This window comes from Belliella filtrata (genome assembly GCF_022549775.1).
In the GTDB taxonomy this organism is placed as follows: Bacteria; Bacteroidota; Bacteroidia; order Cytophagales; family Cyclobacteriaceae; genus Belliella; species Belliella filtrata.
In genome coordinates, this window is sequence record NZ_JAKZGP010000012.1 from 29479 (window position 1) to 42801 (window position 13323).

At 39.2% G+C, this 13323-nt stretch carries 15 protein-coding genes; 7 read left to right on the forward strand and 8 right to left on the reverse strand.

Annotation, left to right across the window (positions count from 1 at the left end; translation table 11 throughout):
- Window positions 1–7: 7 nt before the first annotated feature.
- Window positions 8–2134 (reverse strand): methylmalonyl-CoA mutase, encoded by a 2127-nt coding sequence (scpA, locus tag MM239_RS06815; protein ID WP_241347456.1) that lies wholly within the window; start codon window positions 2132–2134, stop codon window positions 8–10.
- The gene (locus MM239_RS06820; protein ID WP_241347457.1) at window positions 2131–3555 is read right to left on the reverse strand and encodes a methylmalonyl-CoA mutase family protein; all 1425 of its coding nucleotides are present in this window, start codon (window positions 3553–3555) and stop codon (window positions 2131–2133) included. Before MM239_RS06820 ends, scpA begins: the two co-directional genes overlap by 4 nt.
- A gap of 263 nt (window positions 3556–3818) precedes the next feature.
- On the opposite strand from MM239_RS06820, the gene MM239_RS06825 reads away from it, so the two are divergent.
- The 3 genes from MM239_RS06825 (at window position 3819) to dnaA (ending at window position 7013) form a co-directional block, all read left to right on the forward strand.
- Window positions 3819–4568, forward strand: coding sequence for a 5'-nucleotidase C-terminal domain-containing protein (locus tag MM239_RS06825; RefSeq protein ID WP_241347458.1), 750 nt, complete (start codon window positions 3819–3821; stop codon window positions 4566–4568).
- 1 nt (window position 4569) lies between these two features.
- Window positions 4570–5466 (forward strand): bifunctional metallophosphatase/5'-nucleotidase, encoded by an 897-nt coding sequence (locus tag MM239_RS06830; RefSeq protein ID WP_241347459.1) that lies wholly within the window; start codon window positions 4570–4572, stop codon window positions 5464–5466.
- A 119-nt stretch (window positions 5467–5585) separates the two neighbouring features.
- Window positions 5586–7013 carry a chromosomal replication initiator protein DnaA gene (dnaA, locus tag MM239_RS06835; RefSeq protein WP_241347460.1) on the forward strand — a complete coding sequence of 476 codons (1428 nt, stop codon included), beginning with the start codon at window positions 5586–5588 and terminating at the stop codon, window positions 7011–7013.
- 15 nt (window positions 7014–7028) lie between these two features.
- Here dnaA and MM239_RS06840 read toward each other — a convergent pair whose 3' ends face one another.
- Genes MM239_RS06840 through MM239_RS06850 form a run of 3 tightly spaced genes read right to left on the reverse strand, consistent with a single transcriptional unit; the run spans window position 7029 to window position 9203 of the window.
- Window positions 7029–7781, reverse strand: a complete 753-nt coding sequence (locus tag MM239_RS06840; protein WP_241347461.1) for a DUF3298 domain-containing protein — start codon at window positions 7779–7781, stop codon at window positions 7029–7031.
- Window positions 7771–8781, reverse strand: a complete 1011-nt coding sequence (gene meaB, locus MM239_RS06845) for a methylmalonyl Co-A mutase-associated GTPase MeaB (protein ID WP_241347462.1) — start codon at window positions 8779–8781, stop codon at window positions 7771–7773. Before meaB ends, MM239_RS06840 begins: the two co-directional genes overlap by 11 nt.
- Window positions 8778–9203: a hypothetical protein gene (locus tag MM239_RS06850; RefSeq protein WP_241347463.1), complete on the reverse strand. Its 426-nt coding sequence runs from the start codon at window positions 9201–9203 to the stop codon at window positions 8778–8780. Before MM239_RS06850 ends, meaB begins: the two co-directional genes overlap by 4 nt.
- A gap of 52 nt (window positions 9204–9255) precedes the next feature.
- On the opposite strand from MM239_RS06850, the gene MM239_RS06855 reads away from it, so the two are divergent.
- Genes MM239_RS06855 through MM239_RS06865 form a run of 3 tightly spaced genes read left to right on the forward strand, consistent with a single transcriptional unit; the run spans window position 9256 to window position 10887 of the window.
- Window positions 9256–9798 carry a CopD family protein gene (locus MM239_RS06855; protein ID WP_241347464.1) on the forward strand — a complete coding sequence of 181 codons (543 nt, stop codon included), beginning with the start codon at window positions 9256–9258 and terminating at the stop codon, window positions 9796–9798.
- On the forward strand, window positions 9788–10444 hold the full coding sequence (locus MM239_RS06860) for an SCO family protein (protein ID WP_241347465.1): 657 nt from the start codon (window positions 9788–9790) through the stop codon (window positions 10442–10444). Before MM239_RS06855 ends, MM239_RS06860 begins: the two co-directional genes overlap by 11 nt.
- Before the next feature lie 2 nt (window positions 10445–10446).
- Window positions 10447–10887, forward strand: coding sequence for a c-type cytochrome (locus MM239_RS06865; protein WP_241347466.1), 441 nt, complete (start codon window positions 10447–10449; stop codon window positions 10885–10887).
- On the opposite strand, the gene MM239_RS06870 is transcribed toward MM239_RS06865, so the two are convergent.
- Both MM239_RS06870 and MM239_RS06875 read right to left on the reverse strand, forming a co-directional pair.
- Window positions 10884–11312 (reverse strand): hypothetical protein, encoded by a 429-nt coding sequence (locus MM239_RS06870; RefSeq protein ID WP_241347467.1) that lies wholly within the window; start codon window positions 11310–11312, stop codon window positions 10884–10886. The genes MM239_RS06865 and MM239_RS06870 overlap by 4 nt on opposite strands.
- A gap of 54 nt (window positions 11313–11366) precedes the next feature.
- Window positions 11367–11798 (reverse strand): MerC domain-containing protein, encoded by a 432-nt coding sequence (locus MM239_RS06875; protein WP_241347468.1) that lies wholly within the window; start codon window positions 11796–11798, stop codon window positions 11367–11369.
- A gap of 81 nt (window positions 11799–11879) precedes the next feature.
- Between MM239_RS06875 and MM239_RS06880 the strand changes: the two genes are divergently transcribed.
- Window positions 11880–12704 carry an aminotransferase class IV gene (locus MM239_RS06880; protein WP_241347469.1) on the forward strand — a complete coding sequence of 275 codons (825 nt, stop codon included), beginning with the start codon at window positions 11880–11882 and terminating at the stop codon, window positions 12702–12704.
- 161 nt (window positions 12705–12865) lie between these two features.
- Here the strand turns inward: MM239_RS06880 and MM239_RS06885 are convergent, their stop codons facing one another.
- Complete coding sequence (locus MM239_RS06885) at window positions 12866–13303, reverse strand: hypothetical protein (RefSeq protein WP_241347470.1); 438 nt, start codon at window positions 13301–13303, stop codon at window positions 12866–12868.
- Between the last annotated feature and the right edge of the window lie 20 nt (window positions 13304–13323).

Here is a 13323-nt window from a genome sequence, read left to right on the forward strand (position 1 = left end):
TTGAATGTCAACCTTCCATCAATTTATTCAATATTTCAACTGCTGCTTTGGGCAACACTGTGCCTGGACCAAATACCGCTGACACTCCTGATTGATAAAGGTAATCATAATCCTTAGCTGGTATTACACCACCAGCAATTACCATTATATCCTCTCTACCTAAGCGCTTCAACTCTTTGATCAAGGCTGGCACCAAGGTCTTATGCCCAGCTGCCAATGAAGAGGCACCTACTATATGAACATCGTTTTCAGCAGCTTGTTTTGCAACTTCTTCTGGAGTTTGAAAAAGTGGCCCAATATCCACATCAAAACCAAGGTCTGCAAAACCTGTAGCAATTACTTTTGCTCCTCTATCATGTCCATCTTGGCCCATTTTCGCCACCATGATCCTTGGTCTTCTCCCTTCCAGTGAAGCAAATTTATCTGCTAATTTTTTTGCCTCCTGAAATCCTTGATTATCCTTTGCTTCACCACTATATATCCCAGATATTGACTTTACTGTGGCTTTGTGTCTTCCAAAAGCATCTTCCATAGCATCTGATATTTCCCCTAATGTAGCTCTTTTACGCGCAGCTTTGACAGCTAGTTCAAGAAGATTTCCTTTACCAGACTTCGCCGATTTTCTAATTTCCTCCAAACTCTCAGCTACTTCTTCACTATTCCTTTCTTCCTTCAGCTTTTGGAGTCGGGCAATTTGAGCATTCCTCACGGCATCGTTATCCACCTCCAAGATTTCAAAATCTTCCTCTTCATCGGAAATATACCTGTTCACACCTACAATGATATCTTTTCCACTATCTATCCTCGCTTGCTTCCTTGCAGCTGCTTCCTCGATCCTCATTTTAGGTATACCGGCTTCTATTGCTTTTGCCATTCCGCCCAAATCTTCTACTTCTTGGATTAATTTCCACGCTTGAGACACAAGCTGATCTGTGAGAAATTCCACATAAAACGAACCTCCCCATGGATCCACAACTTTAGTAATCCTTGTTTCTTCTTGCAGATAAAGCTGTGTGTTTCTTGCAATCCTAGCAGAATGATCTGTAGGAAGTGCTATGGCTTCATCAAATGAATTGGTATGCAAAGATTGAGTATGCCCCAATGCTGCTGCCAGTGCTTCAACTGCCGTTCGAGCCACATTATTCATGGGGTCTTGCGCAGTGAGTGACCAGCCACTGGTCTGGCAATGCGTTCGCAAAGCCAAGGATTTTGGATCTTTTGGAGCAAACTGGTTAACAATTTTTGACCATAGCAATCTTCCCGCTCTCATCTTAGCCACTTCCATAAAGTGATTCATCCCAATCGCCCAGAAAAAAGACAACCTAGGCGCAAAATCATCAATGTCCAAACCAGCTGCAACGCCTGTCCTCAAATATTCTAAGCCGTCAGCCAAAGTATAAGCTAATTCTAATTCAGCCGAAGCACCCGCTTCTTGCATATGATACCCAGATATGGATATCGAGTTGAATTTGGGCATGTACTTCGCAGTATATTCAAATATATCCGCAATGATTCTCATGGAAGCTTGGGGTGGATAGATATACGTATTCCGCACCATGAATTCCTTCAAAATATCATTTTGAATTGTTCCAGTCAATTGATTTGAAGTAACTCCCTGCTCTTCGGCAGCTACAATGTAAAATGCCATAATAGGTAAAACAGCACCATTCATGGTCATAGAAACCGACATTTGATCTAAAGGAATCTGGTCAAATAAAACCTTCATATCCAAAACAGAGTCTATTGCAACTCCAGCTTTCCCAACATCACCTACTACCCGAGGATGATCAGAATCATACCCCCTATGAGTCGCCAAATCAAAAGCAACAGAAAGCCCTTTTTGACCAGCGGCTAGATTTCTTCTATAAAAAGCATTTGACTCCTCTGCTGTAGAAAAGCCTGCGTATTGACGAATCGTCCATGGTCTAGTCACATACATGGTACTGTAAGGCCCACGAAGGTAGGGAGGAATTCCCGCTGCAAAATTCAAATGCTCCATTCCTTCAATCAAATCACTTGAAGTGACTGGTGGAACAATGATTTTCTCTGCGGTTTCCCAACTTTCGCTTTCTCTGTCAACTATAAACTCTTCTCTTCGTGTGTAAAAGCCCAATTTTAGAAGATCAATTTTCATGAGTTACTAGAGTTTAAAAGTTCATATTTCAACGCATGTCTGCTCCAGTTCAATTGGTAGTCAAACATTTCCGACTCATCATCAATGGAGGCATTAGCTTTTTCTTGCTTGTATTTATTTACTCCTACTTTCACACTTTGCCCACTGATCAATTCATCTTGTCTTTGTGATCTCGTTTCTTTGATTTCAGCTTGAATATCATGAAGGCTAGACATACTCCACCACCCTCCTTCTGCGTCCACTGTCAAAATCCCATTGATAACTCGATTAAAAAGTTCTTCTGCAAGCTTTTCAATATAATAAGATCCTGCAGCTGGATCTAATACTTTATCCAAATAAGCCTCCTCCTTCAATATACTGGACACATTTCTAGCCATCCTTGAGGCAAAGTCCCTAGAAGAACCCATAGAGAGATCATGAGGAAGCACTTCTAATGCTGTACATCCTCCGATTATTGCAGACATGGCCTCAGTGGTATTCCGAAGCATATTGGTATCCATATCAAACTTGCTTTTTGACCAATAACTTGTCTGTACATAGAAAGGTATAGATTTTGGGTCTAGCTTATGTTTGAAAAGGTTGGCAATTTGAAAAATCAGCATCCTTGCTACTTTCAATTTGACAATCTCCAAGAAAAAGTCAGATCCCACAGCCGATTTTAAAAGGACATTTTTAAAAATCAACTCTAAAGACACACCTTCTTCAGTCAACCTATCAACATGCTCAAGAAAAGCTCCAAATCCATAGGATAACTCTTGGAAACTAAGCCCCCCCGCATGATGATAGTGAGCAAAATCTATGGTAAACGTTTTGAAATTAGGATACTTTTCGAACTGAACAAGTAGCTTCTTTATCACTTCCAACCCTTCAGACCGATAGAATTCCAGTGTCAAGCTAACCGTCGCAGGATCCCATAAAAACCCACCTATCACATCATTCAAATCCACATTTTTGCTTTCCAGCCATGCTTCAAATACCTCTGCAACATTCAGCACATGATCCTTTGGTTCAATGAAAATTTGAATGTATGAAGGCTCAACATCTTTGAGAAGCACTGCCAAATCTTCCTTACCAGTCAGGGATAAGACGAGTCCATCAGCGCCGGTTTGTAAGGCATTTATCAACTTCTTATTCTCCGAAACTTCATTTTGTTCACCTACCGCTACCCTAACCGTATTGCTCCACTGCCTGGGAGAAAGTCCTGGCAGACTAGGTATTGGATTGACTTGATTATGAATGGTAGACAACGGAAACTCTGCCCCTAAATCCTCTCTTGTATAAAATGGCTTTATATGAATCCCTCCTTCGGCCTGACTTATCAGGGTGTCTTCAAAGGATTTACCCTTCAAATCCTTGAGCACCTGTTCCATCCAGTCTGACTTACTCGTGGCACGAAAATCTTCAAACAATTTATCTCTCATAAAACTGGTAACTATTTGGGCTATTTCAACTGATCATCGACTTCCACAAGCTACGGAAAATCCTTGATCATATCATCAAAGTTAATTTTTATAGTCTTCTTGTCCAAGAAAATATAATTCAGGACTTGATCACCTAGTTTATAATATCCTCAATAAAATAACATTGGATTGACTTGCTTCAAACCCTTGACTTGTAATTTTACAAGGATTAAAAATAAAAAAAAACCTATCTTAGCCGCACAAATCAGGAACACAAAACTGACATGAAAAACCTATCCAAGCATTATCATCCTTTTTTAATCTTTGCTGTTATATTTTGGACGTGCTGTGCTCCGCAGCTTTCATTACAATCAAGTGGGAACTTTGTTCCAGTCTCGGAAGAAATCCAAGAATCAGAAGAGCTTGTTCAAATGATCACACCATATAAAGTGAAATTGGAGCAAGAAATGAATGAGGTGATAGGCGTTTCTAGTCAAGCACTTACTAGAAGCAAAGGCGAATCGCTTTTGGGCAATTTTGTAGCAGATGTTCAAAGGGATTATACCGAAAAAGCGTTGAATCTCCCTATTGACATATCAATCATCAACAATGGAGGCATGCGAAATGACCTTCCAAAGGGCAACATTACCTTAGGAAATATCTATGAGCTTTCTCCTTTTGACAACTATCTTACCATATTAGAACTGCGTGCCGCAGATGTCAGTACCCTTGCTACTTTCATGGCAAAATATAAAAACATGTCCGTAAGCGGTATGCAAATATCGGGAAGGGAAGACCAGCTGGATGAGTTCCTCATCAATGGAAAGTCTTTGGAGGAAAATAGAACATACCTGCTCGCCATCAATGATTACTTAGCAAATGGTGGAGACAATATGGGCTTTTTGTCAGCGCTACCTGCAAAAGAAAAAACAGACATCCTGTTGAGAGACATGCTGATCGAAGTAATCAGAGAGATGAGCTCTAATGGAGAGCAGCTTAATGCTGAAATCGAAGGAAGACAAAAATATAATTGACATGCAGAGACGAGAATTCCTAAAAAGAGGTACTTTAGCTGGTATAGGGTTGGGACTTTCAAGTTCCCTTTGGGCTTCAGAAAGCGAATTTACTCATGCAAAGAAACTGACTATCCTCCACACCAATGATATGCACTCCCGTATTGAGCCATTCCCCAATGATGGCAGCAGAAATGCTAATCAAGGCGGAATGACAAAACTAGCCTCATTAATTAATAAGGTAAGAAAGGAAGAAGAAAATATTCTATTGTTAGATTCAGGTGATTTCTTCCAAGGAACACCCTACTTCAACCTCTATGGGGGCGAGCTAGAGCTCAAACTGATGAGTCAAATGGGCTATGACGCAAGCACTCTTGGAAATCATGAATTTGACAATGGACTTGAGGGCATTGCGAATCAAATCGAACATGCCAAATTTGACATCTTGTGCGCCAACTACGATTTCTCTGAAACCATACTCAAAGACGCATTTTCTCCTTACAAAATATTCACAAAACAAGGATTGAAAATTGGGGTTTTTGGACTAGGTATTCAACTCAAAGGATTGGTTTCTGAAAAAAATTATGGAAACACCAAGTTTTTAGATCCTGTTGGCGTGTCAAATGAAATGATTCAAGAGCTCAAAGCAAAAAAATGTGATCTTACGATCTGTCTTTCTCATCTAGGATACCAATCAGACCTCAAACTTTCTGATGAAGTCACGGGTATTGATCTTATCTTGGGTGGGCATACGCACACCTTTTTGGATGAACCTATTGTTAAACTCGATGCACACAACCACAAAACGATCATCAATCAAGTAGGTACTGGAGCGCTAAGGTTGGGTAAGTTAGATTTTGAATTTTCTAAAAATCTCCAAACTTCCTTTGCATCAGCAAGAAATCTTCAAGTTTATTAAAAAGTCAAGCAGAATTTGATTTTTTATTTAAATATATTTTCCCCAATTTTGTTCCCCTTCATTTTGACCATGAAGGCAAGTTAAATCTTTTCAATTAATTCTATTCATATCATAAGTAAATGAGTTCAGAGGCTAATGCAGTATGGAAGGAATGCTTGCGTGTGATCGAACAACACGTTAATGAACAAAGCTTTTCCACTTGGTTTCAACCTATCAACCCAGTTAGGTTGGAAGGCGGTAGCCTTACCATACAGGTTCCAAGCCAATTTTTTTATGAATGGCTGGAAGATAATTATGTAGAAGTTCTCAAACTTGCCATCAAAACCACCCTAGGCCCAAATGGGCGTCTTGAGTATGCAGTAGTAGTAGATCGTGGAAACTCTCAAAACCAACCCTATATGGTGAGTTTCCCGCAGGGAAATGCTTCCAATTCAAATAAAAAGCAAAACACAGCCAATCTTCCTGAAAGCAAGAGTCCATTTGAGATGCAGAGTCTGAATAGCGAAATGCTTTTACAATCCAACCTGAACCCTAACTATGCTTTCAATACATACATTGAGGGGGATTGTAATAGGTTGGCAAGATCGGCAGGCTTTGCAGTAGCGACAAAGCCAGGAATCACTTCATTCAACCCACTCATGGTCTATGGAGGCGTAGGTCTAGGCAAAACTCACTTGGTGCAAGCCATTGGGAATGAAATCAAAAATGGTCCTGAGGAGAAATTTGTATTGTATGTGTCTTCTGAAAAATTCGTGAATCAATTCATGGACTCCATCAAAGACGGAAATGTGAAGAGCTTTACAAATTTCTACATGCAGGTAGATGTGCTGATCATTGATGATATCCAGTTCTTGGCAGGAAAAGATAGAACGCAGGAAATGTTTTTCCATATCTTCAATCACCTGCACCAGAATAAGAAACAAATCATCATGACCTCAGATTGTCCTCCTAGAGACCTGAAAGGACTAGAGGAAAGACTTCTATCGAGGTTCAAATGGGGACTGACTGCAGATTTGCAAATGCCAGACTTCGAAACAAGGGTAGCCATCATCAAACGAAAAATGCAATCTGAAGGGATCTATATTCCTGATGATGTAATTGAATATTTGGCCTATACGGTAGACACCAACGTCCGTGAGCTAGAGGGAGTGATGATCTCGCTGATTGCTCATGCTTCTCTCAATCGTGTAGAGATAGACCTCACTTTGGCCAAGACGATCATGAAAAACATCGTCAAAGATATCGAAACCGAAGTAGGCATTGACTTTATCCAAAAATCTGTTTCTGACTATTTTGAAATCAAACTTGACGACCTCAAAGCAAAAACGAGAAAGAAAGAAATCGTAACAGCTCGTCAAGTAGCCATGTACTTCTCAAAAGAATACACCAATCACTCTCTGAAATCGATTGGCTACCACTTTGGAGGCAGAGATCACAGCACTGTAATACATGCCATCCAAACAGTAAATGACCTAATGGAAACGGATACTTCTTTTAGGAACTCTGTAAATGAACTTAAGAAAAAATTTAAAATGCGATCTTATTAAAAGATCGCATTATTTTTAAAACTCAGTTTTTATCAGCCCATCAAGCTCATCCCAGGTCAACACCAAAGAAGTCTCCCCAAGTACATAAGGCCCTATTTCATAGCTGCTATACAACAAACAAAATCCTTCTTCACAAAAACCCATATTGGCTGGTAAGAAGAAGAATTTATCATCTTTCAGAAAAAATCGCCCATCTCCGCCTAGAGACACTTCTTCTGCTACTTCATGGTAATCCCTAAACTTTTCCTCAGCCTTAATCAAAAGTGCCTCTTGATCTAAGATCAAGTCCTCGTTAGAGATCAACTTACCAGTCTGCCTGCTGAAATTCAATATCCTAGGAAAAGTATTAGGATGAGCACCTCCCAAAAATGATGTCCCTCTCACAGTAACCGTCAAAACTTGATCATTTTGAAAATCTTCTTTGGCACTCACATCATGAAACCAACCTATCCCATGATCGAAACTCTCGATATAACGATCAAATTCATCAAAAAAATGATCCACTGCCAATGCCAAAGTCTCCGCTGGTTCTTCAAATGACACAAAGTTTGTAATAACCTGATCAATATTAAAGTTGACTAAGGAATCAACCTCACTCTCCCCTGTGTAATACACATAGGACAAATCCACCTTAGCGCAAGCATCGCCATGACACTGCTCATCAGTATACGTTTTGATCTCAGCTATCAGAGGCTTATCAGACTCTTTGACTCCACAAGAGGCTAATAACAAGCCGAATGTTAAGTTTAAATAAAATTTATTCTTCATTTTCTGTTTCTTGATTTATAAACAATTTGACTAAGGCTCTAGCGACTTTTATGGCTGATGTTTTTCCAGATTCTACCTCTTGCAAAGATGAAGCTAAAACTGACTGGACAGATTCATTCTTATAAAACGCAGTCTCTAAGAGGTACTTCGCATGCTCATTCAACCAACTCACCCTTTGCTTTGACCTGTTGCCTTCAAAGTAGCCATTGCTTAACATCATACTTTTGTACTGCAAGATCACCTCCCAAACTTCAGGCAAGCCATTTCCTTTCAACCCCGAGCAAGTCAGCACCTTGGGACTCCATCCATTTTCTCTCATTGGAAAAAGGTGAAGGGCATTTGAATAAACTCTTTTTGCCTTTTTTGCCTCGTCAATATTCTCTCCATCTGCCTTATTGACAACCAATGCATCACACATTTCAACAATCCCCTTCTTGATCCCTTGAAGCTCATCTCCTGCTCCCGCCAGCATCAGAAGTAAAAAGAAATCCACCATTGCTTTGACCGCAATCTCAGACTGACCCACTCCGACGGTTTCTATCAATATCACATCAAAGCCTGCCGCTTCGCAAAGCAACATGGCCTCTCTTGTCTTTGCACTCACCCCACCCAAAGTAGTACCCGCTGGACTTGGTCGTATGTAAGCTCTTTGATCCATAGAAAGCTCTTCCATCCGAGTCTTGTCCCCCAATATACTCCCACGACTTGATTGACTACTGGGGTCCACGGCAAGAACGGCCACCTTGAATCCCTTCTCCACAAGCAAAAGACCAAACTGCTCTATAAAAGTACTCTTCCCTACCCCCGGCACCCCTGTGACACCTATTCTGATAGACTTGCCAGTATAAGGAAGTATGGCATCCATTACTTCATCACCCAGATTTTGATCTAAATCTAAAGAGCTCTCTATCAAGGTAATTGCCTGACTTAGAATCACCCTATCTCCTTTCAGAACACCTTCCACATATGATTTTGCTGATAACCTTTTCCGTCTTTTCATTGATTCACCACACTTTTGTTTCCAAAAGGTCTATTTGAAAATTTCACATCACCCATCGCTGATTTTTCATATTTTGCCACACAATATGCTTGATATTCATTTGGAATAAAAGGAGCAACATGAAGCACATCCTTAGGAGCTTTGGTACTGTCTGTGAAGAAAAAAACTTGGGTATTTCCATACTTTGTATGTGGCATATAGTTGCCATAAGCCTCGAGTAACTCTCGAGAATCATCCTCCACATACACGACATACACCCGCTGAATAGGTCCAGTATTATTCTCATTTCTATAAAAAGCAAGCTCTTCATAAACCAAATCTAAATTAGAAACACCCGGCTGGGTAAATGAATCCTTCACTATCCAAACCATCAAACCAATTACCAAAGCGAACAAAATATAAATGAGGCGACTGAACTTCATATAAGAGATGTTTTTTGCATTTAAAGCCTTAATTTAGCAGAAAAAAAGGACAATGGCATTCGAATATATAAAAGCACTGCATATCATTTTCATAGTCACCTGGTTTGCAGGCCTGTTCTATATCGTGAGGCTATTCATCTATCAAGCTGAGGCTTGGGAAAAGCCCGAGTTTGAAAGAAAGATCCTGATCCCCCAATTGAACCTTATGGCGTCTCGGCTTTGGTATATCATCACTTGGCCTTCAGCAATTTTGACATTGATTTTTGGATTTTGGACTTTGTCTTATAGGTGGGGATACATGCAGTTAGGCTTTATGCATGCTAAGTTAGCATTTGTTTTTGTCTTGTATATCTATCATTTCTATTGCCACAAGTTATTCAAAGATTTGCAATCGGGAACCTCCAAATGGACATCAACAAAGCTTCGCATTTGGAACGAAATTGCCACCGTACTGTTATTTGCTATAGTATTTATCATCGTGCTAAAAAGCCTCCTAAGCGCTGTCTGGGGAATTGTGGGCCTATTATTACTGAGTATACTCATGATGATAGGAATCAAGTTTTATAAAAAAATCAGAGAAAAAAATGAATCATAAATTGAAATCCGTATTCTTATTAGCCCTTGTTTTTCTCCTTGTCATAAGTTGTCAAAAGCAACAAGAAGAAGAATCAAACACATTACCTATTTTGGGAAACTGGCACATCAATGAGTTCGAAATGGAAGGAAAAACCATTCAAGACACAGTTTTTCACAAAATCGCTGATTTCAGCTTTATCAATCAGGAAGGAAAAGAGGTAAGCAACAGCACAACAGCTGGCAAAGTATATGTGGCAGATTTTTTCTTCACCACTTGCCCGACCATATGCCCTATCATGAAAACTCAAATGCTAAGGGTTCACGAAAAATTCAAAGAAGAGGACCAGTTTATGATCTTAAGCCACACTTTAGATCCGGAACATGACACGCCAGAACTTCTAAAAGACTTTGCCGAAAAAATAGGCATCGAAGATGACAACACTTGGCAGTTTCTAAGTGGAGACCAAGAGAAAATATTTGAAATAGGGCAAACAAGCTACTTAACCACAGCAATGGAAGACAGTAGTGAACCAGGAGGTATCTTACATTCGGGTGCATTTGTCCTAGTAGATCAAAAAGGGCGTATCAGAGGAGTGTATGACGGAACCAAAGAAGACCAAGTGAACAAACTCATGAGAGACATTCCTAAACTTTTTAACAATTAGGAATGAAAAAGACTGTCTTATGCCTCCTAAGCCTTGGGTTGATACTTGCTTGTAAACCAGAAAAAAGCGATGATGAAAAAGGCCTATCAGACATCAAGGATGCGAAAGTCTTACAATATGCAATAGAAGGAAAGGTTCTATTCGAAAATCACTGTGCAAACTGTCACCAAACTGACGGAAAAGGACTTGGAAAGCTCATTCCTCCACTCAATGGTGCTGACTACATGCTTGAGGATATCGGAAGAACAGTAGGAATCATAAAAAATGGGCTAAAAGGCGAAATCTATGTCAATGGCCAAAAGTACAATCAACCCATGCCTGCCAATCCCATGCTTACAAATATGGAAATCGCACAAATCACCACATATATTTACAATATCTGGGGCAGCAATGAGGGAATCATTAGTAGCCAAAGCGTAGCTGATTACCTGAAAGAAAATTAATCCTTCAAAACAGCCTTAGCATCAGCTATGGCTGTTTTGATATCTTCATTCACTACTTTGACCATTTCCTTTTGGTTGAGTAAATAAGATTCCAATTCCTCATCGGACATCTCATCTTCCTTTTGATTGAATTGACGCATCCACACGAACATACCATCAAAAGCATCATCAAGCTGTTTAGCCAAAAGTTTGAGAGACTCTACCTCTTTAGCACCTTCTTCTCCTTGGTTTCTTTCGATCTCATGTGATTTGGCAATAACATCCTTTCTAAGCGATTTTAACTCACCCATATAAGGCATGACTTCATCGTGAATCTGAATCACTTCGTCTCTAAGTTTTTGATTCTCTTGGGCTTTATCCTCAGTACAAGAATAGGACAATGAGATCAATATCAAAATGTAAAAATTTCTTAAATAAGCATTCATTATTTTTTCTCTACTAATTACACAAAGAAAAAATAATTTCACTAAAAAAAGAAATTATTTAACATTTACATTGCATTTCCTGTGAAACTTCCAATTTATAATATGAACAATAACTAAACTTAAAGAAGCAACAAGGGAAACATAGATCATCCAAGAGATACTTTCATGTAGCAAAACTGCTACAGAAAAAATCGATACCGCAGCATAAAGCGCTATTTTTATCCCTTTGGAATTTGTACTTTTAGAGGCGTTTAAAACCGCCCAAATAGCCAATGCCACAAAAATGAAATCCATCCAATGTCCATGGAAATGAATATGATGATCATGGGCATGCGTATGATCATGACCATGATCATCATGACCAAATATGAATCCTAATGAAATCATCACTGGAATAGCTAAGCAATGAATCATACACAATAGAGAGGCCGATATGCCCATCAAGTCAGCTGACTTTGAGGATATTCTTTTAAGTTTTTGCAACATAGTTGCAAATATATATTAAAATTTATCAATCCGCTTTAATCTTAAATAAAATTCAATCATAAGCATAAAAAATATAGACCTATGAAACCATATTGCTTTTCAAAAACTGATATAATTCAATCCCAAAATGCACAATTGCACCCTATGGACATAGGGCTGATCAGAGGGTATGGGATATTTGATTTTTTCAGGACTTCAAACTATGTCCCGCTATTTTTATCTGATTATTTGGACAGGTTCATCAGATCTGCTGAAAAAACTCATTTAGATTTAAGGTTCTCCAAAAAAGAATTAGAAGAAATCATCTTGAAATTAATCGAGAAAAATGATCTAGAAGATGGTGGTATCAGAATGCTTCTGACAGGTGGCGTCTCTGAAAACCACTTTAGTCCAGCCAAAAGTGATCTTTTCATATTCTGTGAAGAGCTGTTGTTTCCCGCTCTATCGAAATATGAAAATGGTGTAAAGCTTGTAACGGCCGATTATGTAAGAGCAATAGCTGACATCAAAACAACAAACTATGCTTACCCAGTATGGCTAAGTGCTCAATGGAAATCGCTAAATGCTGAAGATGTAATCTATCACCATCAAGGAATCATTTCTGAAAGCTCAAGAAGTAATATTTTTATGATCAAAAATGGAGAAATCAGCACTCCAAATGAGCACATCCTTCATGGAATCACAAGAAAGAGAGTATTAGAACTGGCTCCCCAGTCAAGCATTAGGTCTATCACTTTAGATGAACTTATGGAAGCCGATGAAGTTTTCATGACAAGTACCACCAAGCGAATCCTGCCGATCACAACTATCGATGATGCTAAAGTGGGAAATGGAAAAGTAGGTACAATTACCCAACAACTCATGGACGATTTTAAAAAAATGGAGGCTACGCATACAAAAAAATAACCCCCACCTGATTGAGAAGCATTGCGTCAAGTAACTTTGTAAATGCGCTTGCTATTTTAGATTTACTTACAAAAAAGAATATAAATCAAACAAAAAAAGCTTCCAACAATCTGTTTGTTGGAAGCTTTTTTGTTAATAATACTATTGGAAGTTTGGCATTATCAGTTGACTAATTCTGCATCTACCACGATATACATTAACTTCTCTGGATCACTATCATTCAGAGTCAACTTCCCCCTTACTTTCACTCGCTTTGAAGTGTACTTTATTGGGGACTTCATCATTACTTCCATCACTGTTTCTGGACCACCAGAACCACAGAAAAAACATTCTGCAAGTGGAAGTGAAGATAATATTATATGCTCTGGCTTGAACATCCCTTCAAAAGGGATGATGTAACCATCAGCCTCGACGACTTTTCCTTCCAGTTTCTTGATATTATCACTGAATACGGGAATGTATAATTCTCCGAAATCATCCTCGCCAATTTTATAAGTCACCTCAGACAAGGCTCTCCAAACATTACCATTGGTCTGGGCATAGGTAAACGTACTTAAACCCACCAATACCAATAGCAATAGTGCTCTCTTCAATCTCATTAATTCAATTATATTAGGTT

Coding starts and splice junctions, on each gene's coding strand:
- scpA (WP_241347456.1), bottom strand. CDS start 2,134: ATGAAAATTGATCTTCTAAAATTGGGCTTTTACACACGAAGAGAAGAG.
- meaB (WP_241347462.1), bottom strand. CDS start 8,781: ATGAAAAGACGGAAAAGGTTATCAGCAAAATCATATGTGGAAGGTGTT.
- MM239_RS06885 (WP_241347470.1), bottom strand. CDS start 13,303: ATGAGATTGAAGAGAGCACTATTGCTATTGGTATTGGTGGGTTTAAGT.
- MM239_RS06855 (WP_241347464.1), top strand. CDS start 9,256: ATGGCATTCGAATATATAAAAGCACTGCATATCATTTTCATAGTCACC.
- MM239_RS06825 (WP_241347458.1), top strand. CDS start 3,819: ATGAAAAACCTATCCAAGCATTATCATCCTTTTTTAATCTTTGCTGTT.
- MM239_RS06830 (WP_241347459.1), top strand. CDS start 4,570: ATGCAGAGACGAGAATTCCTAAAAAGAGGTACTTTAGCTGGTATAGGG.
- MM239_RS06865 (WP_241347466.1), top strand. CDS start 10,447: ATGAAAAAGACTGTCTTATGCCTCCTAAGCCTTGGGTTGATACTTGCT.
- MM239_RS06870 (WP_241347467.1), bottom strand. CDS start 11,312: ATGAATGCTTATTTAAGAAATTTTTACATTTTGATATTGATCTCATTG.
- dnaA (WP_241347460.1), top strand. CDS start 5,586: ATGAGTTCAGAGGCTAATGCAGTATGGAAGGAATGCTTGCGTGTGATC.
- MM239_RS06875 (WP_241347468.1), bottom strand. CDS start 11,798: ATGTTGCAAAAACTTAAAAGAATATCCTCAAAGTCAGCTGACTTGATG.
- MM239_RS06840 (WP_241347461.1), bottom strand. CDS start 7,781: ATGAAGAATAAATTTTATTTAAACTTAACATTCGGCTTGTTATTAGCC.
- MM239_RS06880 (WP_241347469.1), top strand. CDS start 11,880: ATGAAACCATATTGCTTTTCAAAAACTGATATAATTCAATCCCAAAAT.
- MM239_RS06850 (WP_241347463.1), bottom strand. CDS start 9,203: ATGAAGTTCAGTCGCCTCATTTATATTTTGTTCGCTTTGGTAATTGGT.
- MM239_RS06820 (WP_241347457.1), bottom strand. CDS start 3,555: ATGAGAGATAAATTGTTTGAAGATTTTCGTGCCACGAGTAAGTCAGAC.
- MM239_RS06860 (WP_241347465.1), top strand. CDS start 9,788: ATGAATCATAAATTGAAATCCGTATTCTTATTAGCCCTTGTTTTTCTC.